Annotated in this window: 26 protein-coding genes and 1 tRNA gene; 9 read left to right on the forward strand and 18 right to left on the reverse strand. The window is 57.3% G+C overall.

Translation table 11 applies throughout. From position 1 onward, the window contains the following. Positions 1 to 74: 74 nt before the first annotated feature. Entirely contained in the window at positions 75 to 1,076 is a 1,002-nt protein-coding gene (locus tag PMX60_RS04150) for a LacI family DNA-binding transcriptional regulator (protein WP_271746996.1), read from the reverse strand. A 284-nt stretch (positions 1,077 to 1,360) separates the two neighbouring features. Between PMX60_RS04150 and PMX60_RS04155 the strand changes: the two genes are divergently transcribed. The 3 genes from PMX60_RS04155 (at position 1,361) to PMX60_RS04165 (ending at position 6,557) form a co-directional block, all read left to right on the forward strand. Beyond that, positions 1,361 to 3,145 (forward strand): PTS lactose transporter subunit IIBC, encoded by a 1,785-nt coding sequence (locus PMX60_RS04155; RefSeq protein WP_271746997.1) that lies wholly within the window; start codon positions 1,361 to 1,363, stop codon positions 3,143 to 3,145. Between the two features lie 75 nt (positions 3,146 to 3,220). Next, the gene (gene lacG, locus PMX60_RS04160) at positions 3,221 to 4,642 is read left to right on the forward strand and encodes a 6-phospho-beta-galactosidase (protein WP_271746998.1); all 1,422 of its coding nucleotides are present in this window, start codon (positions 3,221 to 3,223) and stop codon (positions 4,640 to 4,642) included. 658 nt (positions 4,643 to 5,300) lie between these two features. After that, positions 5,301 to 6,557, forward strand: coding sequence for an ATP-binding protein (locus PMX60_RS04165; RefSeq protein ID WP_271747000.1), 1,257 nt, complete (start codon positions 5,301 to 5,303; stop codon positions 6,555 to 6,557). Here PMX60_RS04165 and PMX60_RS04170 read toward each other — a convergent pair whose 3' ends face one another. Beyond that, the gene (locus tag PMX60_RS04170) at positions 6,558 to 7,322 is read right to left on the reverse strand and encodes a DeoR/GlpR family DNA-binding transcription regulator (RefSeq protein WP_271747001.1); all 765 of its coding nucleotides are present in this window, start codon (positions 7,320 to 7,322) and stop codon (positions 6,558 to 6,560) included. 204 nt (positions 7,323 to 7,526) lie between these two features. Between PMX60_RS04170 and PMX60_RS04175 the strand changes: the two genes are divergently transcribed. Continuing rightward, entirely contained in the window at positions 7,527 to 8,579 is a 1,053-nt protein-coding gene (locus PMX60_RS04175; RefSeq protein WP_271747002.1) for an aldose epimerase family protein, read from the forward strand. 326 nt (positions 8,580 to 8,905) lie between these two features. Here PMX60_RS04175 and PMX60_RS04180 read toward each other — a convergent pair whose 3' ends face one another. Then, on the reverse strand, positions 8,906 to 9,388 hold the full coding sequence (locus tag PMX60_RS04180) for a PTS sugar transporter subunit IIB (protein ID WP_271747003.1): 483 nt from the start codon (positions 9,386 to 9,388) through the stop codon (positions 8,906 to 8,908). A 157-nt stretch (positions 9,389 to 9,545) separates the two neighbouring features. Between PMX60_RS04180 and PMX60_RS04185 the strand changes: the two genes are divergently transcribed. Continuing rightward, positions 9,546 to 9,621: transfer RNA gene (locus PMX60_RS04185), tRNA-Thr, on the forward strand. Positions 9,622 to 10,048: 427 nt separating this feature from the next. After that, on the forward strand, positions 10,049 to 10,414 hold the full coding sequence (locus PMX60_RS04190; RefSeq protein WP_271747004.1) for a hypothetical protein: 366 nt from the start codon (positions 10,049 to 10,051) through the stop codon (positions 10,412 to 10,414). Between the two features lie 134 nt (positions 10,415 to 10,548). On the opposite strand, the gene PMX60_RS04195 is transcribed toward PMX60_RS04190, so the two are convergent. From PMX60_RS04195 to PMX60_RS04205, 3 genes are all read right to left on the reverse strand, one after another. Further along, entirely contained in the window at positions 10,549 to 11,022 is a 474-nt protein-coding gene (locus tag PMX60_RS04195; protein WP_117654927.1) for a NanQ anomerase/TabA/YiaL family protein, read from the reverse strand. Between the two features lie 197 nt (positions 11,023 to 11,219). Further along, entirely contained in the window at positions 11,220 to 12,155 is a 936-nt protein-coding gene (locus PMX60_RS04200; protein WP_117756831.1) for a hexose kinase, read from the reverse strand. Positions 12,156 to 12,214: 59 nt separating this feature from the next. Beyond that, positions 12,215 to 13,096: an aldose 1-epimerase family protein gene (locus PMX60_RS04205; RefSeq protein WP_271747005.1), complete on the reverse strand. Its 882-nt coding sequence runs from the start codon at positions 13,094 to 13,096 to the stop codon at positions 12,215 to 12,217. Positions 13,097 to 13,252: 156 nt separating this feature from the next. On the opposite strand from PMX60_RS04205, the gene PMX60_RS04210 reads away from it, so the two are divergent. Next, positions 13,253 to 13,837 (forward strand): flavodoxin domain-containing protein, encoded by a 585-nt coding sequence (locus PMX60_RS04210; protein ID WP_271747006.1) that lies wholly within the window; start codon positions 13,253 to 13,255, stop codon positions 13,835 to 13,837. Positions 13,838 to 13,912: 75 nt separating this feature from the next. On the opposite strand, the gene nagA is transcribed toward PMX60_RS04210, so the two are convergent. The 8 genes from nagA to PMX60_RS04250 all read right to left on the reverse strand — a co-directional run bounded on the left by nagA (position 13,913) and on the right by PMX60_RS04250 (position 20,605). Then, on the reverse strand, positions 13,913 to 15,082 hold the full coding sequence (nagA, locus tag PMX60_RS04215; protein ID WP_271747007.1) for an N-acetylglucosamine-6-phosphate deacetylase: 1,170 nt from the start codon (positions 15,080 to 15,082) through the stop codon (positions 13,913 to 13,915). 118 nt (positions 15,083 to 15,200) lie between these two features. Further along, positions 15,201 to 16,367: an AgaS family sugar isomerase gene (locus PMX60_RS04220; protein WP_148346300.1), complete on the reverse strand. Its 1,167-nt coding sequence runs from the start codon at positions 16,365 to 16,367 to the stop codon at positions 15,201 to 15,203. Between the two features lie 114 nt (positions 16,368 to 16,481). After that, positions 16,482 to 17,213, reverse strand: a complete 732-nt coding sequence (locus PMX60_RS04225; RefSeq protein WP_271747008.1) for a GntR family transcriptional regulator — start codon at positions 17,211 to 17,213, stop codon at positions 16,482 to 16,484. Positions 17,214 to 17,398: 185 nt separating this feature from the next. Next, positions 17,399 to 18,481, reverse strand: coding sequence for a PTS system mannose/fructose/sorbose family transporter subunit IID (locus PMX60_RS04230; RefSeq protein ID WP_022094609.1), 1,083 nt, complete (start codon positions 18,479 to 18,481; stop codon positions 17,399 to 17,401). Further along, positions 18,471 to 19,271: a PTS mannose/fructose/sorbose/N-acetylgalactosamine transporter subunit IIC gene (locus PMX60_RS04235; RefSeq protein WP_035137676.1), complete on the reverse strand. Its 801-nt coding sequence runs from the start codon at positions 19,269 to 19,271 to the stop codon at positions 18,471 to 18,473. The genes PMX60_RS04230 and PMX60_RS04235 overlap by 11 nt, the downstream gene beginning before the upstream one ends. Positions 19,272 to 19,361: 90 nt before the next feature. Then, a complete protein-coding gene (agaV, locus tag PMX60_RS04240) occupies positions 19,362 to 19,844 on the reverse strand; it encodes a PTS N-acetylgalactosamine transporter subunit IIB (RefSeq protein WP_117640370.1) in 483 nt (160 codons plus the stop codon). Between the two features lie 36 nt (positions 19,845 to 19,880). Further along, complete coding sequence (gene yajC / locus PMX60_RS04245; RefSeq protein ID WP_271747009.1) at positions 19,881 to 20,162, reverse strand: preprotein translocase subunit YajC; 282 nt, start codon at positions 20,160 to 20,162, stop codon at positions 19,881 to 19,883. Continuing rightward, positions 20,162 to 20,605: a PTS sugar transporter subunit IIA domain-containing protein gene (locus tag PMX60_RS04250; RefSeq protein WP_117564748.1), complete on the reverse strand. Its 444-nt coding sequence runs from the start codon at positions 20,603 to 20,605 to the stop codon at positions 20,162 to 20,164. The genes yajC and PMX60_RS04250 overlap by 1 nt, the downstream gene beginning before the upstream one ends. 702 nt (positions 20,606 to 21,307) lie before the next feature. Here PMX60_RS04250 and PMX60_RS04255 point away from each other — a divergent pair. Both PMX60_RS04255 and PMX60_RS04260 read left to right on the forward strand, forming a co-directional pair. Beyond that, positions 21,308 to 21,946, forward strand: a complete 639-nt coding sequence (locus tag PMX60_RS04255) for a DUF2975 domain-containing protein (protein ID WP_271747010.1) — start codon at positions 21,308 to 21,310, stop codon at positions 21,944 to 21,946. A gap of 9 nt (positions 21,947 to 21,955) precedes the next feature. Beyond that, a complete protein-coding gene (locus PMX60_RS04260; protein ID WP_118388347.1) occupies positions 21,956 to 22,195 on the forward strand; it encodes a helix-turn-helix domain-containing protein in 240 nt (79 codons plus the stop codon). 114 nt (positions 22,196 to 22,309) lie between these two features. Here the strand turns inward: PMX60_RS04260 and PMX60_RS04265 are convergent, their stop codons facing one another. The 4 genes from PMX60_RS04265 to PMX60_RS04280 form a co-directional block, all read right to left on the reverse strand. After that, entirely contained in the window at positions 22,310 to 23,395 is a 1,086-nt protein-coding gene (locus tag PMX60_RS04265; RefSeq protein ID WP_271747012.1) for a hypothetical protein, read from the reverse strand. A 126-nt stretch (positions 23,396 to 23,521) separates the two neighbouring features. Beyond that, positions 23,522 to 24,607: an isocitrate/isopropylmalate dehydrogenase family protein gene (locus PMX60_RS04270; RefSeq protein WP_271747013.1), complete on the reverse strand. Its 1,086-nt coding sequence runs from the start codon at positions 24,605 to 24,607 to the stop codon at positions 23,522 to 23,524. Between the two features lie 6 nt (positions 24,608 to 24,613). Continuing rightward, positions 24,614 to 25,312, reverse strand: coding sequence for a hypothetical protein (locus PMX60_RS04275; RefSeq protein WP_117654918.1), 699 nt, complete (start codon positions 25,310 to 25,312; stop codon positions 24,614 to 24,616). Between the two features lie 15 nt (positions 25,313 to 25,327). Further along, positions 25,328 to 25,756, reverse strand: coding sequence for a hypothetical protein (locus PMX60_RS04280; RefSeq protein WP_271747014.1), 429 nt, complete (start codon positions 25,754 to 25,756; stop codon positions 25,328 to 25,330). Between the last annotated feature and the right edge of the window lie 5 nt (positions 25,757 to 25,761).

Raw genomic sequence — 25,761 nt, forward strand, 5'->3', positions numbered from 1 at the left:
ATCTCAATCTGTAACATCTAGCCGAGTTTTCGGGTCCCACCTGTTACAGATTTAGACGAGCAGGCCGAGCACGTCTACGCCCGCAGGTCCTTCACGCTGGAACGCTCGACCAGCACGCCCGACACAAGCGTACGGCTTCTGGAGCTCGGGGCTTCCAGACCTGAAACGACCTCGTTAAGTGCACGGATGCCCAGCTCGCGGTGGCGAAACTTCACCGACGTCAGAATCGAGTTGGGAATCGTCTTGTAGAGCTCATCGTCGAAGCCGATCACGGACACGTCGTCGGGCACACTGAGCCCTTTGTCTCGTAGAGCCATCATCACGCCGTTTGCCATGCAGTCGTTAGCAGCGAGGACCGCCGTGCAATCGGGTTTATCGGCAAGCACAAGGCCCGCGGCATAGCCACTATCCGCATTCCAATCGCCTTGCAGAGGCTCGGGCGGCTCAATGCCACGCGCCTCGAGTGCCGCACGCCAACCTTTCATACGGCACTGGCTCGACAGCGACTCTTTCTTACCAGAGACGAAGTACACGTTTTTATGCCCGTGGTTCAAGAAGTACTCGCACGCCATGCGCGCGCCGCCCTCTTGGTCGTCACTGACGGTGGAGCAGGTAGGATGTTCCATCGGTGTGATAATCACCGTCTTGAGGTCTTTCGGCGCCTCAAAGGTATCAAAGTCATCGACCATCTGACGCAGGTTGAAAATCATTCCGTCGACGGGAAGCTGCGACATCCTACGCGCCGCTTCGGCAAGGGTCATCTTCTCCCCAGCCCGCTTTTTGATCATCGTGAGCGCAAAGCCGCGTTCTTCGGCGGCATCGGCGATACCGTCGATCATGTCCACGGCGCCGCCCGACAAGTGGAACATCACCACGCCGATGCACCCGTAACGGCCCAACTTGAGTGAACGCGCGGCAAAGTTCGCCCGGAACCCAAGCGCCTCCATGGCGGCATGGACCCTATCGCGCGTCGACTCGCGCACGCTATCGGGCTCGTTGATCACGCGCGACACCGTCTTGAGAGAAACGCCCGCGGCAACTGCCACATCATTCATTGAGACATTTTTCTTGTCCATCGTTGCCACTACTTCTCCAGTCGGTTTTGTATTGCTTGTTTTTTGCGTTCTAGCATACACTACCTGCCCGCTGACAAATCAGCCGTTTATCGGACAATATCGACCGTTCACCTGTAAATCCTTGTTGCTCTTCCAAAAATGTCTTACGTTGTCATTAACGAAATGTCCTACGTTGTCATTTCGCAATGCCTTCCTTAAGCAGGAAGGTTTCCGGGCAGTCCTGACCATCCATCGACGACCAGTTCCATCCACATGCATCGCGCATCAAGCAGCAAAGGAGCTCTATGGACGCCATCGTAAAGATGCTCGAAAAGCATCAACCGTTCTTTGAGAAGATCTCGAGGAACATCTACCTCCAGGCCATTAAGGACGGATTCCTTGGGTGCATGCCCATCGTCCTCACCTCTTCGATCTTTCTGTTGATCGCCACCCTTCCTGGCGTAGTTGGCATCACGCTGCCCCAGCCGCTCATCGACTGGTGCAATAAGCTGTACAACTTCACCATGGGCGTCATGGGCATCATGGTTGCCGGCACCACCGCCAAGAACTTCACGGCCTCCATGAACCGTCGCATGCCCGCCGGCAAGGTACTCAACGACGGCTCCACCATGGTGGCCGCTCAGTGCAGCATGCTGCTGCTCGCTGTTACGCAGTTCACCACCAAGTTCAACGGCTCCGAGCTTTCGGTCTTCGACTGCACCAGCATGGGCACGCGCGGTCTGTTCTCGGCCTATATCGCCGCGTTCATTACCGTGTGGGTCTATAAGTTCTGCGTCTCGCGCGATCTGACCATTAAGCTGCCCAAGGAGGTCCCGGGCGCCATCGCTCAGAACTTCCGCGACATCATCCCCTTTGGCGGCGCCGTCATCATCTGCGGCATCATCGATGTCGTCGTGCGCAACCTCATGGGCGTTCCGTTCTCCGAGCTGCTTATTAAACTGCTCTCCCCGCTCTTTACCGCTGCAGAAACCTATCCTGGCCTTATCCTTATCCAGGCAGCCACCGCGTTCTTCTGGTTCATCGGCGTCCACGGCCCCTCGATCGTCCAGCCGGGCATCGACCCCATCCGTCTTGCCAACCAGGCCGAGAACCTGCAGGTTCTGCTGGCCGGTGGTCACCCCGCCCACTCCCTCACCTTTAACATGTCGCTCGTGGGTGAGTTCGGCGGCACCGGCGCCACCTTCATCGTGCCGCTTCTGCTGATTCTCTTTATGAAGTCCAAGCAGCTCAAAGCCGTCGGTAAGGCCTCGATTGTTCCTGTTGCCTTCGCCGTCAACGAGCCGCTGCTCTTTGGCGCGCCGATGATCCTTAACCCCTACATGCTCATCCCCTTTGTTGCCGCCGGTTGCGTCAACGTGAGTGTTGCCAAGTTCTTTATCGATAACGTGGGCATGAACGGCTTCTCCTTCGTGGTGCCTTGGGCTACCCCCGCCCCCATCGGCATCTTCATCACCACAAACTTCCAGCTTATCGCCCTGGTATTTGTCGCGATTATCATCTTGCTGGACGCCATCATCTACCTGCCGTTCTTGAAGGCATACGATAAGCTGCTCTGCGACCAGGAGGCCGAGCGCGCCGCCGAGCTGGGTCTCGAGTCCAATGGTGCCGCTGTCATCGCCGCCAAGCCCTCTGCGCCCGCTGTCGAGCAGGCTACCGCTTCCGTCGAGACGACTGTTGCCGCCGCCGACAGCAAGCCTGTCGCCGATCAGCCCGAGCCCGAGCCCGCTGCCGATGCATCCGCCAAGAAGGATGTCGATGGCCTGAAGGTCCTCGTCCTGTGCGCCGGCGCCGGTACCTCTGCCATGCTCGCCAACGCCATCAAGGAAGGTGCTGCGCAGACCGGAGAGAACATCGCTTCCTCCGCAGGCGCCTATGGCCAGCACACTGCCATCATGGATCAGTACGACGTTATCGTGCTCGCCCCGCAGGTTCGTAGCTACTACAACGACATGAAGGCCGACACCGATCGCCTGGGTATTAAGCTGCTCGCTCCCCGCGGTAAGGAATATATCGACCTTACTCGCGACCCCGCTGGCGCCATCAAGTGGCTCCGCGAGAACCTCGACTAGTTCCTCCCTCTGTTGGTGCCCGGATTCCCGGTTCGGGCACCTCTCCCTATTCGTATCCCACAGAAAGGATGACTCATGAACAACCCCATGCAGTTCCCCGACGGCTTTGTGTTTGGCGGCGCCACCGCCGCTTACCAGGTTGAGGGCGAGACGCGCACGCACGGCAAGGGCAAAGTGCCCTGGGACGATTTCCTGGCTGCTCAGGGTCGCTTCTCCCCCGATCCTGCAAGCGACTTCTACAACAAATATCCGGTCGATATCGACCTGTGCCAGCACTTCGGCATCAACGGTATTCGCGTCTCCATCGCTTGGAGCCGTATCTTCCCCAGTGGCACCGGCGAGATTAACCCCGAGGGCGTCGCCTTCTATCACGAGCTCTTTGCCACCTGCAACAAAGCTGGCGTTATCCCCTATGTCACGCTCGATCACTTCGATACGCCCGAGGCCTTCTACCAGAACGGCGGCGAGGGATTCCTGACGCGCACGACGATCGACGCCTTTGTCGAGTACGCCAAGTTCTGCTTTGCCGAGTTCACCGAGGTCAAGCATTGGTTTACCTTTAACGAGATTCCCGCGACCGCCGAGGGCAGCTTTATCGTCGGCAACTGGCCGCACGGCGAGAAGTACCGCCTGGACAAGGCCTTCCAGCTCATGCACAACATGATGGTGGCCCACGCCAAGGCTGTCGTCGCCTTCCATGAGGGCGGCTTTGAGGGCGAGATCGGCATTGTCCAGAACCTGGAGCCCAAGTATCCCCTCGACCCCAACAATGCCGCCGACTGCGAGGCAGCTCGCATGGCCGACGTCATCAACAACCGCTGGGTACTCGACGCCACCTTCCGCGGCCACTATGCAGCCGACACCATGGAGGCCGCGACCAAGCTGGCCCATATCGCCGGCGGCGAGCTCGACGTTCGTGACGAGGACATCGTCGCGCTGACCGCCGCGCTCCCCTACAACGATTGCCTGGGCGTCAACACCTACAAGTGCCAGTTCCTGCGTGCCGCCGAGGGCGAAAACGACATCAACCACAATGGCACCGGCGACAAGGGATCCTCGCGCTGGTTCCTCAAGGGCGTTGGCGAGTCATGCGTGCGCGAAGGCGTTCCCACCACCGATTGGGACTGGATTATCTATCCCGAGGGCCTGTACGATCTGCTGCTGCGCATTAAGAACGATTACCCCAACTACAAGAAGATTTACATCACCGAGAACGGCATGGGTTATAAGGACGATTTCGAGGACGGCTTTATCGACGACGCCCCTCGCATCGACTATATGCGTCAGCATCTCGCGTGGATCCTCAAGGCAATCGACGGCGGCGTGAACGTCGACGGTTACTTTGTGTGGTCGCTGCAGGACCAGTTCTCCTGGACCAACGGCTACAACAAGCGCTATGGCCTGTTCTACATCGACTTTGAGACCCAGAAGCGCTATCCCAAGGCGAGCGCGTACTGGTACAAGAACATCGCGGAGACCGGTCTGCTCATGGCCTAGTTTCAGCCACATACCCCTTGTCGGCCGCATGCGAATCCCTCCACGGGTTCGCATGCGGCCTTTTTGTTTTTGGCGCGGCCGGAGTGGCTCGTTTATCACGATCTGTAACATCTAGCAGCGGTTTTCGGTCCTAACTGTTACAGATCAAGACAAACAGGACGCCCAGACCGAAAGATCTAAATCTGTAACATCTAGCCGAGCTTTTCGGTCCCAGTTGTTACAGATTGAGACAAACGGAATCGGCCAGGCAGAAAATCTCGATCTGTAACATCTGACGAGCATTTGACCGCCTAGTTGTTACAGATCGAGACAACCAGATGGTCAAATCCTCACTTTCCAGGCAGCTACGAAGCGCTCCTCTTTCCTTATTATTATCGGTATCACGAACACACTTTCGGTATCCTTTAATGCCGAAATGATACCGAAAGCGTGTTCGAAAATACGGTTAATTCCATGCGTTAGCCCAATCAAGCCCCAGACTTACAAACTCCGTTTTTTTAGAATGCCAATGCATTCGCGCTTGCGTGTCATTTCACGTCACTTTAACACGTAAAATGACACGCAATTTTTTTCGTGTCATAATTTTGACGCGTAAAATGACGTGTAAAGTTTTACGTGTCATATTTCATGTCAAGTTAAAGCGAAACGGAGCACTACGATGCAAGAGACAAAGGATCTTGAGTTCAAGGAAAGCGTCACCAATTCGTTCCTCAAAACCGTCTCCGCTTATGCAAACAACACGGGCGGGCGTGTCCTATTTGGAATTAACGACGCCGGAAAAATCGTTGGCCTCGATGACCCCAAGCAGACCTGCTTGGATATCGAAAACAAGATTAACGATTCGATCATCCCCCAGCCCGATTACTCCCTAAAAATCAACGAGCCCGATGCAACCGTTGAGCTTACGGTCTTTCCCGGCAGATCGAAGCCTTATCTATACCGCTCGAAGGCGTACAAGCGCAATGACACAGCGACTATACCAGTTGATACCCTAGGTCTTTCGCGCCTTGTGCTCGAGGGTCAGAATCTCTCCTTTGAACAGCTCCCGGCAAGCAAGCAAGATCTATCTTTCACCGTTTTAGAGAATCGTCTAACTGCAAAGTTAGCGCTTCAGTCGTTCACAACCGACACTCTCAAAACCCTCGGCCTGCTCGATGAGACCGGGACCTACAATAATGCAGCAGAGCTGCTCGCGGACGAGAACGGCTTCCCAGGCATCGACATTGCAGTGTTTGGTGACACTATCAACCTCATTAAGCAGCGCAAGACCCTTGAGCATGCATCAGTTTTAACTGAAATTGACAGTGCTCTTGAGCTATTCGAAGCTCAGTACTGCTACGAAGAGATCAAGGGAATGGAGCGAATCCGCAAGGAGCCCATTCCACTTGAGGCGTTCCGTGAGGCAATAACCAACGCAATCGTTCATAGGACCTGGGATGTACCAGCGCACATCCGCATCTCGATGTTCGACGACCGGGTAGAAGTCGCCTCACCCGGCGGATTACCGGCAAGCATGACTGTCGATGAGTACCTGTCCGATATGCTGTCCGTTAGGCGTAACCGCATTCTTGCCGAAGTCTTTTTGCGCCTGGGCCTTATCGAGGCATTCGGTACGGGCATTATGCGAATTCGAGACACCTATAAAGACAGCATCAAAAAGCCTCGTTTTCAAGTTTCGGACAACGCTATTGTGGTCACACTTCCCCTACTCATGGATAACCCCGGGCTCGAAGGCGACGATCTTACCGTATTTGAACTGCTGAGTGAAGTGCATCCCCAATCGACAAGTGCGCTTGCGGCCAAAGTTACCTTTAGCCGCTCGAAGCTACTTCGCATCCTCAAAAAACTCGTTGAGACGGGCCTGGCTACAGTTGAAGGCGCCGGCAGAGGGCAGAAGTATCTCCTGCTGCGCTAGCTAGCAAATGACCTGCGTGTGCTCCTCGATGGCAGTGCGGTCCTCGGCGGTAATACCCGGCTCGCACACCACGGCGTCCAGGCTGTCCAGGCGGCAGAAGGTGTAGAAGTCGCGCTTGCCGATCTTGCTGGAGTCGGCGATCAGATAGCGCGAGTCTGCTTTGCTAAAAGCGAGCTGCTGGATACGGCCCTCGTCCATGTTGGACGTAGATACGTCACCGTCCAAGATGCCGTTGGCGCCGATAAACGCCGCATCGATGCCCAGCGCACGCAGGGTATCCTCAGCCGTTGGCCCCACAAAAGCGGCGGTGCGGCGACGGTACATACCGCCCACGAGGCACAGGTCGCAATCTTCGCGCGCCTCGAGCAGGTTAAACACCGAAAGCGAATTAGTCACGATGCGCAGGCGAAACGCCGGCAGCATCGAGGCCATCTGCTCAACCGTGGTGCCCGTACCCAAAAAGATGGTCGAGCCCTCCTCGATAAGCTCCACAGCACGGCGCGCGATCTGCAGCTTTTCCTCGGCATGCTTGGTGCGCTTTTCGCTGTGCGAATACTCATGGCGCAGCATAGCGTGTGGACGGCCCTGCGCACTGCGGGCTCCGCCGTGCACGCGCTCGATCTCGCCCAGGCTCGCAAGCTCCTCAAGATCACGGCGGATCGTCATATCCGAGACACCTAACGCATCCGAAATCTCCTTGACCGAGACCGTTCCCTGTTCCTCGAGCAGCTGCCGAACCTTATCCTGTCGCTCCGCTTTAATCACGATGAGTCCTCGCTGTTCCACGCTCACGTCAATTCAAACAGTAACGAACAAATTGTATCAGACTCGTGCGCGTAAAAAATGAACGCCCGCACAGCTCCAATCATCACTTTTTTGAGAAAAATACCCCCTGCTTTAGTGGGGTGTAGTGATAATCTCGCGTGTTCGCGCTACAGTTTGTCGGAATACCTCGATGTTAGGAACCAAATGATCACTTCCGAGCTTTTCGGCACCGCGCCGTGCGGTACCCCCGTTCATCGCTACACCCTCAACGGGCCTGAGATCTGCGTTCGCATTATGGACTATGGCGCTACCGTGTTGGGCATCGACGTACCCGACATCCCTGGCAACGTGCGCGATGTGGTGCTGGGCTTCGATAAGCTCGAGGATTACTTTGACAACCCCGCCTGCTTTGGCGCGACCATCGGCCCCGTGGCAAACCGCACCGCGGGCGCCACGATCACCATCGCCGGCACGGACTGGCATATGCCAGCCAACGAAGGCGTCAACAACCTGCACAGCGATCTTGAGCATGGTCTGCACAAGCGCGTGTGGGATGTTGAGCTCGACGAGGTCCATAACGCCGTGCGCATGACCACCTCGCTTGAGGACGGTGAGCTGGGCCTGCCCGGCAACCGCACCTTTACGGCCGTGTTTACCGTGACACGCACCGGCCGCTTCCGTATCGAATACGGCTGCGAGAGCGACCGCGCCACCTACGTGTCCATGACCAACCACACGTACTTTAACCTTGCCGGCCATAACGCCGGCATGGACTGCGAGCACTTCTTTGTTGCCAACGCTGCCCACTACCTGCCCATCAACGAGCGGAACATCCCCACCGGCGAGATTGCTCCGGTCGAGGGCACGCCGTTTGACTTTCGCGAGCTGCGCCCCGTCGCGCCTGGCATGGAGACCGACGATCCGCAGATTAAGCAGGCCCGTGGCTACGATCACTGTCTGTGCATCGATGGCTATCAGTACGGCCGCAATCTGCGCCGCGCCCTGCACGTCGAGGAGATGTGGACCGGTCGTGAGCTGGACTACTACACCACCGCCCCGGGCGTGCAGCTCTACACCGGCAACTGGCTGGGCGACGAGCACGCCAAGGACGATGCTAACTATGGCTGGGGCGCCGGCTTTGCTCTCGAGGCCGAGATGTACCCCGACACGCCGCACCAGCCGTTGTTCCCGCAGGGCATTGTGGGCCCGGGTCACCCCTACAGCAATGTGATCGAATACCACTTTATGAGGCACTAAGCCCACAACGCAACATATCGTACAGCAGCGCCCGCCGGCACCACCGCCGACGGGCGCTTTTTCATCTTTTGGGCTTGTTTTCGCTGTGACTGTATGAGTGACATATCAAAACTATGCCCATTTACTACGTTTAGCCTGGGATGCTCGACCATGCACCCGTTTTTGTTAAACTCTCGAGCCGTCTACCTGCAGTTTTGTTTTTCTCAAATTCGACATGCTCGGCGATAGCCGATCAAACGTAGTAAATGGACATAGTTTTTGACAGACGGCATCGCTCGCATCCCTCGCAAGGGCAAAATGATCCGTTTTCCTCCGTCCCCAAGGGATCACTTGAACAGATTGCCGATGGGGTCGGGATTGGAGCTGGGGAGGGAGCGGATTTCAAGCTCTATGCCGAGTTCTTGCAGCTCTTTGAAGGCGGCGACGTCTGTGTCGTCTACGGCAACTGTGGGCGTCGCGGGACGCTTGCCCTCCCCTGCTTGCATGTGACCGATACTGATCTTGGTAATGGGCACACCGCCCTTGACCAGCGCGAGCGCATCCGCGGGCGACGCCACCATGATGAGAATCCATTGGCGCGGCGTTGCGGTATGAATGATGTCGATGGTCCTTTGCACCGAGAAAAACCGCGTCCAAACGCCTTCTGGCGCCGCCGCCCTCATGGGTGCCCATTGGCGCGAATCCGCCGCAATCTCGTCGTTGACGATTAGGACGAGGTTGGAACCCATAGCCTCGTTCCACAGCTCGACGTCTTGCCCGTAAATAAACCGGTCATCGATACGCGTGAGAAGGATCTTGGGTTGAGCCATGGCAGTCCCATTCTGTTTGAGACTCGTAAGAGCGAGACATCACGTCTCCAATATTAGTGCATTTAAAGTGAGAAAAGCCGTCAGAACACTTGCACGGATGTGCGATGTCCCGTATCATAGACAGCCGTTGACGCCTCAGTTGCGTCACCACATGGCCGCCAGCGTAGCTCAGTTGGTAGAGCACCGCTCTCGTAAAGCGGGGGTCACCGGTTCGAGCCCGGTCGCTGGCTCCATTGCACAAGATAGCCGCCTTCGGGCGGCTTTTTTGTTGCCGATTCGCCCACTCGGTGGACTTCGGATTTAATGCTTAGGGGGCGGGGATTTACCAAAGTGAAATTTTAATGAAAAGAAACCCAGCTGCAACAATTGCCATGGTGAGGGCTCGAATTGGTCATATAGATTTAAAATAGCCACGATACCTTCTCTTTTGCTGGAACGATATATCTATACAAGGTTGTGAGCGGAAAACAAAAATACGTCGATTGCTATCCGACAAACGGGCCTGGAATTGCATTCACCGGCATTTCGGGGCAGATTGATACACATGTACGAAAGGGAACCTATGTGGTGCGTTGGGTTGGAGCTGCTGCAGGCCCGATATGGATTGCGGTCTTGCGCCCCGATGTCCAAATAGGTTTCTCTCTAGACGGGAAGTTGCTCATGGACGTCATCTATGACGGAGATGACTGGGTCGATCATTATACTTGGCGCCTGGTCGGCTCGGATGACAATGGGGATGTGGTGTTTGATGGACTATGTCCAAAGCATCTCCATCCTTTTGTCTCGTCGTTAATTGAGAGTTCCGCTCGTGTTGCCCCCTACAGCTCGGCATCGCTTCATGATACGGACGTTTTGAAGACCATAAGGGAATCAATTGACGATGGCACGATGAGCGGCCCGCTGTTTTCTCGGCTTGTGGGGCTAGATGAGATTGGCTCGAAACGACTGCTTGCGGGCGAAAAAGTGGAACTCACTTATCGGTCGATGATTTCAATCCTGCGGCTAGCCGATGTTCTTCGCAAATAAATGAGGCTTCCCTATTCAAAAACAGAAAACCCCGCTAAACGTGATTCCCCTAGGGAAACACGTTTAGCGGGGTCCTAGCGTGATTTCCCTAGGGGAATCACGCCATCAGACGAATAGCTCTGCCAGGCAGTTCGCTACTCCTCCCAGTAAGCGTCTGCAAGCAGCTTAAAGCAGATCTTCTTGACCGGCTGCGCGCCATCGCCCGGGAACTCGAGCGTGGGCATATGAGGCTCGCCGGCAACGAACAGCGCAAACTTATCGTCGGCAAGATCGCCGGCGATCGAGGCGTCGGAATCGACCAGATCGTAGTCGTCCTTCTCGTCAAACTCCTGGACCAGCGTCAGGCTGCCCGTGGCGACCTTAAAGGCCTCGCGACCCTCGACGTCGATCTGCAGGTCGTGATAGCGCTGATGCGTCTCGTAGTGGGCCTCGGCCTCCGGACGCGTCGTGGGAGCCATGACGTTCGCAAAGACCTTGTCGCCCAGAATCGGATGGCTGCCGACCTCGAGCTGCGCCGGGTCGTTCTCCTCGAGCCAGTCGATCAGCACGTCGAGGCCCTTGAGCATTCCGCGGTACTCCTCGATATCGCCCAATGCACCGTAAATCATCTAAATCCCCTCTCGGATCGTTTCTTTGGCGGCTACTCGATAAACGCGTTACCGACGCTGTTGCCGCCCACATACGTCTCGACCAGGGTAAGGTCGGGACTGAACACGACAAAGCCAGCGTCGCGCCCCGGCATAATGCTACTGCACTTATCGTCGACATGAGCTAGCAAGCGATGCCGAGGCCGCAACCCAAACTCCTACAGCTCGGTCACGACAACGCCGTTGTAGACCTCGTCCCAACGATCCATGACCAGATGGCCGGTCATGGGATCCATGGCGTTGAGCTTGCCGCAGGTGTTGGCGGTACGCAGCACCGTCTCATCGTCGGCGCCGGCAGCAATCGCATGTGCGAAGCCGGCAATGGTCGAATCGCCAGAGCCCGTAGCGTTGACGGCGGGGATATCGGGGGTCTTGGCACGGAACGCACGGCCGTTATGGAAGCCCACGGAACCGGCGGCGCCCATGGACACGACGACCCAGGGGATATCGGAGAAGCGGGCGTCAGAGGCGAGCGCGGCGCGGAGCTCGTCCACATCGTCGGTGGTAAAGCTCGTGCCCAGAAGGCCGTTGATCTCGGTCAGGTTAGGCTTGACCAGCTCGGGCTTAATTTCGGACTTAAGGGCGGCCTCGAGCGAAGCACCCGAGGTATCGAGCAACACCTTGGCGCCGGCGTTCTCGGCAATGCCCGTAATCTTGGCATAGTAGTCTGCCTCGACACCGCGGGGCAGCGAACCCGAAATGGTGACGACGTCGGCCTTGCCTGCAAGCTCGGTAAACTTGGCAGTAAAGGCATCGAGCTCCTCGGGGGCAATTGTCGGGCCGCTCTCGAGCAGCTCGGTCTGGTTGCCGGCGTGGAGGATGTTGAGGCAAATGCGAGTCTCGCCCTTGATGGGCACAAAGTCGTTGTTAATGCCGTTGGCGTCCATGAGCTCAGCCATGTAGGCGCCCATGTGGCCGCCGAGCAGACCGGTTGCCACAACGTCGTCACCCAGCTGACCCAGCACACGGGCCACGTTGAGGCCCTTGCCGCCGGCGGTCTTTTCGGGCGTCACACGGTTGACGTCGTCGATAACGAGCTCATCGAGCTGATAGCGCGTATCGACAGACGGGTTCATCGTAACGGTGAGGATCATTTTTAGCTCCTTATCTCGCAGGCTCCTTGTGCCTCGCGATACGAGTCGACAAAACGGAATTACAGAATCTCAATCGTGAACGAGCGAACGATGGTCTCCTTGGGCTTGGCGACAAGGCAGCCGCGCTTATGCTCAAGTACGTCGTCCTCATCGGAGCAGGTCGAAAGGCCGCCCCAGGGCTCAACTGCCACAAAATCGCCCTCGGGCTTACTCCACACAATGAGATACGGGAAACCCTCAAAGCTCAGGCGAACGCCTTTGTCCTCGCCCTTCTTGGAAAGCGTGACCTGACGGCTCTCGAGCACATCAAAGATGGTCTCCGCAAAATCGAAGAGCTCGTGCGACAGGGGCAGCGTCTTTCCCACCATGGGGTTCTTGGAGCGGTTTGCCACGTCAATCAATCCAGTCGAGGGAACGGCGGTGCAGAGCTCCGCAGCCTCGTCTTTCTCAAAGCGCAACTCGTAGTCCGTATAGGCCTCGCCCTCATCGAGCGGACACCTAAAGCCGGGATGACCGCCAATAAAGAACGGCATGTCCTCGGTTCCCTCGTTGGTCACCTCATAGGAGACGCGCACGGCATCCCCCTCAAGCGTATAACGAGCGACAAGCTTAAACGGGTACGGATAATCGCTCAGCAGTGCGGCGTTATCCTCCGAAGCCAGGCACATCGCCAGCTCGTTCTCGCTCTGGCTCAACAGTTTCCACTCCTGCTTGCGCGCAAAGCCGTGGCGGGCGAGCTTCACGTGATGCCCGGCAAACGTCATGGCGCTACCATCGCGCAGGCCTCCGCAAATCGGAAAGCAGACCGGCGCCTGGCCGGACCACACTGCAGGATCGCCCTGCCACAAGTACTCTCGACCTCCGGCCTCAATCGAGGTAAACGAACCACCAGCCGTGGACACCTTAATAGAAATCGAATCGTTGGAGAGAGCGTATTCCATTGCCCATCCTTTCGAACAACTACTTTTTGCTCGCAAGAACCCGTCTCGGCCCTGACCAAAGGACAAACCCGCACGTTCATCGATGCGTCCGGTATCCCAGCCATGCAACGGGGTACCATACAGACATTGATGCAATTACAGCTGAAAGGCCTTCTTATGCGAACCATCATCCTCTACGCCTCGCGCCACCACGGCAACACGAAAAAGCTCGTGGACGCCATTGTCGAGGCACATCCCGAAATCGATACCCTCGACGTAAAGGCACTCGGTAAAAACGAGTACCCCGACCTGCACGAATACCATCTGATCGGCGTCGCCACGGGCATCTATTACTCCGAGATCGACAAGGACATGGCACGTGTGCTCACCAACGTGCTGCAACCGCAGGACAAGGTGTTTGGCCTGATGACCTACGGCGGCAAAAACAAGTGGTACGGCAAGGATATCGATGGCATCTGCCGCATGAGGCAGGCAATCTTTATGGGTGTCTACGGTTGCACCGGCTTTGATACGTGGGGCCCGTTCAAACTCACGGGCGGCGTTCAGAAGGGACACCCGACCGCCGAGGAAATTAAGGGCGCTGTCGATTTCTTCGATAAGATCGAAGATGAGTACGGCGACATCATCGTCGAAGAGTATGCCAAGCGCGAGAAGCGTCTGGCATACGAAAAAGAGCATCCTGCGGGAGGTCTGGTGGCCGGCGTTAAGCGCACGGCAAAGAAGATCGCTAACAAGCTGTAACTGTTAAGGTGCTTTTGAGCGTTTAACCCATACGGCGGGTCCGAGCAGATTCGGGCCCGCCGTCTTTTTCTATCGTTACTCGGTAAAGGCGTTGCCGACGCTCTGACCGCCAACATACGTCTCGACGAGGGTGAGCTCATGGTCGAACACGACAAAGTCGGCGTCGCGACCCGGCATGATGCTGCCGCACTTATCCTCGATGTGCGCAGAGCGTGCCGGCACCTCGGTTGCCATGCGAATGGCGATATCGGCGCTGGCGATGCCCCAGTCGACGATGTTCTTGACACCCTGGGCAAGCGTGAGCACCGAGCCGGCGATGCTCTTGCCGTCGGCGAGCCAGCACAGGTTGTCCTTCATGATGACGTCCATGCCACCACTGGTGTAGCTGCCCTCGGGCATGCCGCCGCAACCCAGGCAGTCAGTGATAAGCACCGTGTGCTGCCAGCCCTTTGCCTGCAGCAGCGCCTTGATGGCGGCAGGGTTTACGTGCTTGCCGTCACAGATGATCTCGGCGTAGGTCTCGGGCGTGGACATGGCAGCACCCACGACACCGGGCTCGCGGTGATGCAGCCCGCGCTGGCCGTTATAGGTATGCGTAAAGCAGCTGGCACCGGCGTTGATGGCGGCAATGCACTCATCGTAGGTGGCGTCGGAGTGACCGATGCTGGTCACCACACCCTTGGCGTTCAGAGCAGCCGCATAAGCAGCGGTTCCGTCGCGCTCGGCTGCCATGGCGCTCTTAACGATGCGACCGCCCGCAGCCTCCTGCCACTGATCGAAAACCTCCTCAGAGGGATCGATCAGGTAAGCGGGATTCTGCGCGCCCACGTGCTTCATGGTAAAGAAGGGGCCCTCCAGGTAGATGCCTTGAATGCGTGCACCGCAGAAGTCGGGGCCGCGACCCTCGTCCGCCTGGGCGATAGCGGCGCAGGCGTCCTTGATCTGCTCAACGCCATCGGTGAACGTCGTGGGCAGCCAGCTGGTGGTACCGCGACGGGCGAGCTCGGTCGAGCTGATATCGATGCCCTCGGGATCGTTATCGGTAGTTGAGTGGTTGTAGAAGCCATGGATGTGAGTATCGACCATGCCCGGTGCAATCCACGATCCCGTGTAGTCCTTAATCTCGCAAGAGGGCTCGTCGGCCTGCCAAGCGCCAAAGACGCCATCCTCGACCATAAGATAGCCGCCCAGTTGCGGACCTGCCGGCAAGAAGAACTTGTCAGCCTTAATTGCGTACGTGCTCATATGCACTCCTTGCTTCTAAAGCAGTTGACTGTGGTGTTGCTTATACCCAGCTCATGTAAAAACAAAAAGCGCCCGCCCGCCGTTATGAGCGGACGGGCGCCCTTACAGGGGGACGCGATTAAGCGGTGAAGGGGTGAATCGTCACGCCCTTAACCACGCGGTTGACCGTGCCGGTGGGACTCGGCGTATCGGGCGTGTTGCCCACGCGCACGGAGTTGAGCAGGCTGATAGCCTGGGCAAACATCACGAACGGCAGAGCAAGGTAGCCCTCGGGAAGCGCCTCGTAGCCCTTAAAGGTGAAGGACTCGCCCTCGTAGACGGTGGCGCCATCCTGCTGAACGGCGACGGTATGCTGAGCGATGTCGTCGCCACCGATCTCGTTGAGGATGTCGATGTCGTACTGACGGGTGTAGGCGTCGTTGTTGACGAACACGAAGACGAGCGTCTTATCGTCGACGAAGGACTTAGGTCCATGACGATAGCCCATGGAGGTGTCGTAGGAAGTAGCGACCAGACCGTGAGCAAGCTCGAGGATCTTGAGCTGGCTCTCCTGAGCAAGGCCACCGAAGGAGCCAGAACCCAGGTAGGTCACACGGTTGAAGTCGCCGGCAAGGTAATCGGCGATCTCGGGCTCGCGGGAGATGACCTCTTCGCCCATCTTGGCGATGGTCTCGACCCACTCGGCCTTCTGCTCATCGGAAGCCTCGTCAAAGATGAGGGTGGAGAGCAGGGTCATGCAGGTGTAAGAACCGGTCATGGCGAAGCCCTTGTCGTTGGCGCGCGGGATGAGCAGCGTCAGCGCATTGGGGTCATCGGCGGACTCGACGGCCAGCTTGCCCTCGGGAGCGCAGGTGATGTTGAGGAACTTGACGTTGTGGACGAGCTCCTTGGCAACGGCGACGGCGGCAAGGCTCTCGGGGCTGTTGCCGGAACGGGCGAAGGAAACCACGAGTGTGGGATCCTCGGCGCGCAGGAAGTCACGCGGAGCGCTCACGATGTCGGTCGTGGCGATGGGCTTAAAGTCGTAGAGATCAGTGTTGCCGGCGTGACGCAGGTACGGAGCGCAGGTATCGCCCACGTAGTCAGAAGTACCGGCACCAGTGAAGACAACGGACAGACGGCCCTCGCCCATGGCGCGAGCCTCGGCCAGGAAGGCCTCGATGGCCTCCTTGTTCTCGCGGTAGATGTTGAGCGTATCACGCCAAAGCTCGGGCTGCTGGGCAATCTCGGCCGTGGTGATCTGGGCGCCGAGCTCGGTGAGCTCCTCGACACTCTTCTCGAACATTTCTAATACCTCTCTCTAGAAGTAATCCTCTGACGTGCAATTATACACTTCGGTTGGTTATCTGGTAGTAACCAGTTAAATGCAAAGAATCATCACATGAAAACACTGGAGGCGCTAAACGTTGCGCTGGTGATAAACCTTGTATTTAAACTGATCGGCACGAGCAACCGAGAGCGTATACTCCACAACCTCGTTTGACTCGTTATACGTTGTACGGACCAAATCGAGCACGGGCGAGCCCTCGACAATTCCCAAAAGGTGGGCATCGGTGGGACGGGCTATGCTCGCATAGAATTCCTCTTCGGCCACACGTATCTTTTGCTGAAAGTCTTGCTCAATCACATCGTAAAGCGGCTTACGCTCCAGCAGCGGTCGCTTTAGGGACAGAAATTGACGAACCGGTAGATAGCTGCGTTCGACCATCATGGGCATGTTGTCGGCAGAACGAAGGCGCTTAAGCTTAAAAATGCGATCACCGATACGCAATCCCATATGCTCGGCCAGATTCTTATCGGCCTCCATCTCGCAAAACTCGAGAATCGTGGTCTCGGGGTCGCGACCCATCGCGCGCATCTGCTCAGTAAAGCTGTAGGACTGCATAAGATTGGTTGCCTTTGCCGAACGGTCGGTCACAAAGGTACCGCGACCGTGCTGCCGAACCACCAGTCCTAAACGCTCCAGTTCCTGCAGAGCCAGGCGTACCGTAGTGCGCGAGAGACCATAGCGCTCCGAAAGTTCGCGCTCGGAAGGAATCATGTCACCGGCGCGATATTCATGGTCAATCTTTTCGGTCAGAATATCGACCAGCTGATCGTACAGCGGTTGCTTACGCGCTCCGATCGCCATCCTATCCTCCCTTTTGCTCGAATTCGGCTAACTACCTAGGGTGTTAAGCATTATCAGTCCGCAACACCCGAATCATCAAGAAAACAAAAGCCGCGCGCTCTTTCGAGCACGCGGCTTTTAACATACACATGGCTTAAGGGGTCGGGGTGTGAGCCGCGTAGGGACACACCCCTCAAGCTAGAGCCTTACCAGATGCTCGGCCAGAGACCAAGCGGGCCAGCGCCCAGGATGCCAAGGACAAAGAGCAGGAGAATGCCCTTGGTCGGGGTCCAGCTGTGCTTAGCGAACATGTAGTAAAGCAGCAGCGTAAGCATAAGCGGGACGAGCTTCGGGACGATGGTGTTGAGGGTGTCGGCAACGGAGAAGTTGACCGGATCCTCGGTGACGGTGCCGTAGGTAACGGACTCCATGCCGTTGCCCAGATCGGTGACGCCGCACTCGACAGCGTTGCCGTCGGCATCGGAAGCGGTGAGGGCGTTGCCGTCCTCATCGGTCATGGCGATGGTGCCGGCCTCAGCGGTCTCGGTATCGATGCCCTCCATACCGGTGAAGTTCTCGGCCTCCTTCTCGGAGACGATCACGGTAGTAGCGGAGAGGCCACGGGTGGTGCCGTTGGGGATCTGGAGGTTGATCTGGGTGCCACCCATGGTGACGACCAGGCAACCGACGACGAAGACGCCCATGATGGAAGCGGCACGCGTGAAGGCCTGCATGTTGGCAGTCAGAGCGTCAATAGCGCTGGTGCCAAGCTTGTAGGACCAGTTCATGAGCCAGAAGCGCAGAGCGAACTGGACGACGTTGAAGATCACCAGGAAGATGATCGGTGCAGCGGCGTTGCCGTTGATGGCCATGTTGGAGGTGATGCCGGCCGTGATAGGCACGAGCGTCAGCCAGAACAGAGCGTCACCGATACCACCGAGCGGGCCCATTGCGGCAACGCGGACGGCGCGGATCGTGGGGATGTCAACCTTGTTCTGCTCGAGCGAAAGCACGATACCCATAACAAAGGTGACGAGGAACGGGTGGGTGTTGAAGAACTCCAGGTTGTGGCTCATGGAAGCCGCGAGGTCGTTCTTGTTGGTGTGGATCTTCTCCAGACCGGGGATGATGGAGTAGAGCCAGCCAGCAGCCTGCATACGCTCGTAGTTGAACGAGGCCTGCAGGAAGCAGGAGCGCCAAGCCATCTTGTTGAGGGTCTTCTGGTCGAGCTGCGGAGCAGGAGTGAGATCCTCGTAGTGCTCCGGGATCACATACTCATTAGATGCCATCTTCGAAGTCACCTCCGTCAGAAACAGCTGCACCCTTCAGCTCGGTCTGCTGCTGGAAGTCCCAGAAAGCGATGCCGAAGCCGATGAGAGCGAGGATGAGCAGGGCAGGGGTTGCCAGAGAATCGTTGGCAACGGTGATGAGCGCGAGGCCAAAGCCCATGAGGAAGAAGCCCCACATATCGCGGTTCATCATAACCTTGAGCAGGACGGCGAAGCCGACGAAGCGCATCATGCCGCCTGCAGCGGAGAGACCGGTCTGCAGCCAGGTCGGGATGGCGGAAGCGATGGTCTGACCGATGGTAGCGCCAGCGATGAAGAACAGGGTGACGACGACAGCGAAGATCAGGCCGAGCAGAGCCATGGCGAAGTAGTTCAGACGCTCGATACCCTTGGTGTCAGCGTTGTGAGCCATGTTGTCCGCGGAGGACATGAGCGGCGACATAAGCGTGAAGACCAGGGTAACGCCGAGCTGACCAAGCAGAGCGAACGGAATGGCAAGGCCGACTGCCGCGTTGGGCTCGAGGCCCGTAGCGATAGCGAGAATGGCTGCCATGATGCCGCCGATAACGGCGTTAGGCGGCTGAGCACCTCCGATCGGCATGTTGCCGATCGTCATGAGCTGATAAGTACCACCCACGAGAAGACCGGTGTTGAGGTCGCCAAGGATAAGACCGATGACGGCGCCGGTGACGATGGGCTGATAGAGAGACTCGAGGAAGTTAAACTGGTCGATTGCCGCGACGAACGTGACGATGAAGACCAGAGCGACCTGGAAGATCGTGTATTCCATCTTGCTCCTCCTTTCAAAATGTATGTACGCACTTTGGATATCACGTACAGAATGTCAGGGTTTCACTCCTGACAACGTGGATCACGAGGATTACGAGAAGAGCTTGCTCGTGTCCTCAACAGGCGTGCTCGGAACGCGCCTGATCTCCAACTCCACCCCCAATTCCTGCAGCTCTTTAAACGCAGCGACATCCTCGTCGTTAACTGCGACGGAGGTGGCGACTTGGCGCTTTCCTTCCGACATGTGCATGTTGCCGATGTTTACCTTCTTTATAGGCACACCGCCCTTGACGAGCGTAAGCACGTCTTCCGGTGTTTCGGCCACGATGAAGATCTTCTGGCGCGGGCTCGCCTTGCCGATGACGTCGATGGTCTTCTGCAGGGAGAAGAAACGCGTAGCGACGCCGGTGGGAGCGGCCATCTTCATGAGGTTCTGGCGCATGGTGTTGGTCGACACGTCGTCGTTGGCGACGAGGATGAGGTTGGAGCCCAGGGTGGAGTTCCACTGGGTGGCAACCTGACCATGAACCAGTCGGTTATCGATGCGGGTAAGAAGAATGTTGGGTTCTGCCATGTTGATCAGCTTCCTTTCGTTGATTGCTGACGACAGTTACTTGATCTCCTGAATCGCGTAACGCGAAACATCTACGACGGCACCGGATCGGACTTTGATTTGGACCTTATCGCCTTCGATGCCCTTGACGGTTCCGTAGATACCGCCGGCGAAAAGGACCTCCTGACCCGGCTTGAGCTCGGTGTGCAGCTCTTTGAAGTACTTCTGCTTCTTCTTCATGTTGATCTGAGACCAAATGGTGTAAATCACACCCATGATGGCAAGAAGACCTAAAAGAGCGACCGAGGAGCTCAGGACGCTAGCTCCGAAATCGGCCATTAGATGCCGTCCTCGTCGCCGAAGATATCCTCTTCCTCGGCACCAGCCACGGAGGCGACCGTCTGAGCGGTGATGCCCGTCTGGCCAACGGTCACGGCCTGCTCGCCAAGCTCGGCGAGCGTGGCGTTGCCGCGGAGGAACAGAAGCTCAATAACCATGGGAAGGTTAGTTCCAGTCAGAATCTCGACGTTGTCGACATCCTGGGCAATCATCATTGCCTGGTTGAACGGGGTACCACCAAGCAGATCGGTAAAGACGAGCACGCCGTCGCACTCCTCGCGCATGGCGGTAATAGCGGCGCGGAGATCCTCACCGTAGGAAGCAGCCTGGTCGCCCTCGAAAGGAACGACGGTAAAAGCGGGCTGGTCACCAGCGACCATAGCGATAGCGCTTGCAAGGCCGGGTGCGAACTGTCCATGACCGGTAAGAATAAAGCCAACCATTCAAATTTCCCTTCCGAAGGTGTGTACAATCTGAGTCCGATAGTTTTCGGAAGCCAGCGGGCAGACGCCCTTAAAGCTTCTTGGAAAGCGTTCTTTGAAGACCAGTGGTCTCTCAACTGGTAGTAACCATGTGACGTGTTGTTGTCACTATATCACCACAGAAGAGGTTGCTTTCGTTGATTCATACAGTAAAACGTTTTTGCACCGCTCACGGCGATAAATCGACCGTTTACCGCTCGTTAACACTTCTACCTACGGTTTTGAAACCGTTTCGAAATGACTTAGCGAAAGATCGGAACCTTTTCTGTGTCTAAACAACGCAGGGTGGCTAAAAATGGCGTGTAGAAAAAATGCAGGTCATTGTGAAGATTTGTGAATTGGTCTTTTTGACTTAATACCAGTTAGAACCAGTTTAAAAATTATCGGTGAACGGTAGTTTTTGACCGTTCACCGGTTATTTGCAGTCGTTTGCAGCTGTTTTCCCATATGAATTAGGGGAACCCGATGGAGCGCTTGCGCGATCACAGGAAATTTTGGCATTTGTCCTTATCCCCCACGCGCCAAACTCCGGCACCCAAAATGAGCTAATAGCTCACGCTAATCGTTTTCAATCATTACTTACTCAGTATCCGTAATTATTTATCGTTTATCGTTAATTCTAATATGATACAAGTATCATCCAAAACGCCGATTGGAGGGGTTATGGTCCATCGAAACGCGTCTATATCGAATGAAACCATCAGCCGCGAACAGACGGTAGCCAAACTGAGGAAGCTCGCTCGCATCTGCAAATGGGCCACGATCTGCATTACCACCGCGCTCGCTCTGGGGTTCCTCGCAGTCATTGCGATTGACCTTCTACTCATATTGCCTGGCCTCTCCCAAGGCTCGTGTCTCCAATCCGTAGAACTTCAAGCCGGCGAAGGGCGGTGCCTTGCTATCGTCGGTACCGATGCGCAGGCCCCACTTATGCTCGTCGCACACGATGGTCACACTGCCATAGGGAGCCTCTTGATGACATGTCTCGCGCTTACCATCGCGATAAGCGTGCGCAGGCTTTTCTTCAGCATTGAAAAGGAAGGCAGGCCATTTGACCTTGAATGTAACCAGACACTTCGTCGAGTAGGACATTTATTCCTTATCGGCGGCGTTGCCGTGAGGCTTCTTGGCGCCGTAATCACGGGAATGATACTCTCAGGATTTGGCGGCAGCTTTACGGATGCGTTCGTCGGCCAGTTATTCGAGCCCTCCATGCTCTTTGCAGGCCTGATTATTTGCCTGATTGCCAGCATCTTCCGCTACGGGTATATCCTGCAAAAACAAGATGACGAGTTGCTCTAGGGGGAATCCATGATTATTCTGCGGCTTGACCGCATGCTCGCCGAACGCAAGATTTCATCCAAAGAGCTTGCGGAACGTGTGGGCATCTCCCAGGTCAATATGTCACGCATTAAGACGGGCAAGGTTTCTGCCATACGTTTTTCAACTCTTGACGCGATATGCCGGGCACTCGACTGCCAACCGGGCGATGTACTGGAATATATATCCGACGATGAAGCCGATAGCCTTTTTGGGCTTAAAGATGAATAGCCATAATTAAACTGCCGATCACGCTCTCAACGCAAATAGCCCGCCAGAACGACTTCCGTACTGGCGGGCTACTTGCTGTCTATCGGCTAGATGCTCGATGAGCCGTGCAACTCTTTACGCAAACAGGCCGTAGATGCTGATGTTGGCCTTGGCGTAGAGGCCGTTAGCATACTCGGTCCACTTGGAGCTGGCGCTCGAAGCCTGCGAGGAATACTGCTGGTAGGCGGTGTAATAGGCGGTCATGGCCTGCTTATAGGTAGCGCTATCGGCCGTAAAGGCATCGTCAGCGAAGGCCTTAGCGTAGGTGCTATCGGCGTCCTTCCAGGTACCCTTTTCGCTATCCCACTCGTCGCCGGCAAGGTTGATGATGTAGTCGGCATAGTCCTTGCTCGCGGTCTCCTCGTTGCCGTCAGAAGGCTCGGTCGGGGCGGTCGGCATGCTTGCGGAGCTGTCGCCGACCTTCTTCTTGTAGAGCTTCTGCAACGTCGCGGACTGGCGGACGATCTGCTTGGCCTGGTCCTTGGACACGCCATACTGCGTGGCCATGGTCTTGTAGTCCGAAGTGCCGATGGAATCCTCGGCGTACTTCTTCATCTCCTTAGAAGAGACGGTGATGCCCTCGTCCTCGGCGGCGTCGAGCAGGATCTTGTTGCGCACGTAGGACAGGATAACGTCGGCAGAAGGAGCGGTGTAGTTGCCATCGCTATCCTTGACGGTATCAAGGCTGTACTGGCTCTCGATGGCCTCGCGCGCGGTGATGTCGCTCTTCTTGCCGTTGTAGCTGTAGCTTGCAACGGTCGAATCGAGCTGGTCCTCGGTGAGGGTCGCCGAGCCGACGCCCTTGCTGCCAAAGCCGCCATTGCCGATAAAGAAGCCGACCACCGCAGCGATCACGACTGCAACCACAAAGGCGGCAATCATCGTCTTCTTGTGCTTGGATGCATGGTCGTCCACGTCGGAGTCGTTGTCCTCATCCTGCTCCTCGGGCATCAGATTCTCGTCGGCGGCATCCGCGGCAATCTGAGCCTCCAGGCGGGCGTCCTCCTCCTCGGCCGTCGTACCGGCGGCAATGTGCTCGGCAGACGTACCGGCGACCAGGTCGATCTTCTCGTCCTCGTCACCGTCGGGGCCTTCGCCGCGCTCGATGATCTGGATGCCGTCGATCTCGTCCTTCTCGTCCTTCTTTTGAATCAGACCCATATCAGTTACTCCTTGTTAGGAAACATAGTCCGCAATAGAATACGCCCGACAGAGCGCCGGGCGTATTGATTCTCAGGTTATACGCAAACACTTAAGTACTATTTAGGCGTTTGCAGCGTGCATACCTTAGGCCAGGTGCGCGATAACGGCATCGGCAAAGGCTTGCGTGCCCACAGCGCCCTCAACGGAGCCGGTCTGGGCACGACGAACGTCGCCGGTAACCTGCTCGCCCTCGTCAAGCGTGGCAGATACGGCGGCGCGAATGCGATTGGCAGGGTCGTTCTCGCCTAGGTGATCGAGCATCATCGCAGCAGACAGAATCTCGGCCGTGGGGTTAGCGATATCCTGGCCAGCGATATCGGGCGCGGAGCCGTGCGTTGCCTCGAAGATAGCGCAGTCGGCACCGATGTTGGAACCCGGAGCCATCCCTAAGCCGCCCACCAGGCCGGCGCACAGGTCGCTCACGATGTCGCCGTACAGGTTGGGCAGCACCAGGACATCGAAGTCGTTGGGGTTCTGGACCAGACCCATGCAGGTGGCGTCGACGATCTTGTCGTTGAACTCGATATCGGGATAGCTGGCGGCCACCTCGCGCGCCACGCGCAGGAACAGGCCGTCGGTCGCCTTCATGATGTTTGCCTTATGCACGGCCGTCACCTTTTTGCGGCCGCAGCGGCGGGCATACTCAAAGGCATACTCCACAATGCGGCGGCTCTTGGCGATGGAGATGGGCTTGATTGAGATGGCGGAATCAGCGGCGAAGGTCTTCTGACCCGAGCGGTCGACGAGCTGCGAGAGCTCCTCGACCTCGGCAGCGCCCTCATCGAACTCGATGCCGGCGTAGAGGTCCTCGGTGTTCTCGCGCACGATGACCAGGTCGACATCGCGGAAGCGCGAGCCGTCGCCCGGCTGCGACAGGCAAGGTCGCACGCAGGCGTACAGGTCGAAGTGCTTGCGCAGGGCGACGTTAACGCTGCGGAAACCCGTGCCGACCGGCGTGGTGATGGGGCCTTTGATAGCAACCTTGGTCTCGGCGACCGCGTCGAGCACGTGCTGGGGCAGCGGAGTGCCAAACTCGTCCATGACGCCGGCGCCGGCCTCCTGGACGTTCCAGTTGATCTGGACACCGGTGGCCTCGACCACGCGGCGCATGGCCTGCGTAATCTCGGGACCGATACCGTCACCGGGAATCAGGACTACATCGTGCGCCATAATCTGTTACTCCTCGTCTTCGGCGTCGTCAGATTTTTTAACGCTAGCACGCTTCTTCTTTTTGGAGAGATCCAGGCCAAAACGTTTAACAAGCATTTCGCAAATCTCGCTCGAACGGGCCTTGAGATAGCTGCCCTTGCCGTTCTCGGCATCGAACTTAAGGCGCAGCGCAAGCTTCTCGGCGACCTCGGCGTCGATCTCGCCCTGGCCAAACTCGTACAGGCAACCGAGCATGTCGCGATACTCGAGGTCGCCGTGGTAGCACTGGATAGCCTCGTCTAGGATGGGCCAAGCCTCGCGCGAACGCTCGACGCTCGTGGCACCCCACACGCACAGCAGGCGGAAGGCGGCATAGCGCAGCGTGGAGGAAATCTCGTCGAACAGCGCGGTCTCGGCGCCCTCAAAGGCATCGCCCAGCTGCTCGGGGCAGGTGGTGGCGAGCGCCGCAAGGGCATCGAGGGCCTCCCAGCGGGTCTGAGCCTCGGGACGGTCGAGTGCCTCGATCAGCGCGGGCACGCAGGGCACGACGCGCTGCGGATCGCGCTCGGCAAGCAGGTGCAGCACGCGGGCGGCAAACTGACGGATGCGGCGCGTGGGGCAGCCGAGCTCCTTGACCAGACGGTCGACGGCGTTCTCGTTCTCCTCTGCCAGCTGAAGCTGTGCCAGCTCCTCATCGGTGAGCTGTTCGTCTTTGTTTTCTGCCATAGTTACCTCTTCTTACTATTTCTTAGCGTGCTTGCCAGCACCCTTGCTGTCATCGGTGACCGAGATGAGCTGTCGGTCGGCCGCGCCATTGCGACGTGCGCGGCGGCGCTCCTCGGCGTCGCCCGCGTCGGCGGCGGCTCGATGAGCCTTGTTGACGTTAAAGACCTCGTCGTGCTTGCGCCATGGGCCAACGGACTCGCCAAAGCTCATCTTAAGGCCGGCGATAAAGCCACCGAGCCAGCCGACCGGCGCAAACTGTACCAGCGGGAACAGCGAGAACACCCAGGTCAGCAGGATGACTGCCGCCGCACCCGCAAAGTTGGCGATCCAGTAGTCGCGCTTGGTGATCACGCGCTTTTCGCAGGCCCACTGGCCGCACAAGAAGCCAATGTAGATCGCAAATAGAAAGAGCACCAGCGAGAGCACCACGAACGTCCAGCTCATGGGCG

The sequence above is a fragment of the Collinsella aerofaciens genome (genome assembly GCF_028206995.1).
Taxonomy (GTDB): domain Bacteria; phylum Actinomycetota; class Coriobacteriia; order Coriobacteriales; family Coriobacteriaceae; genus Collinsella; species Collinsella aerofaciens_AQ.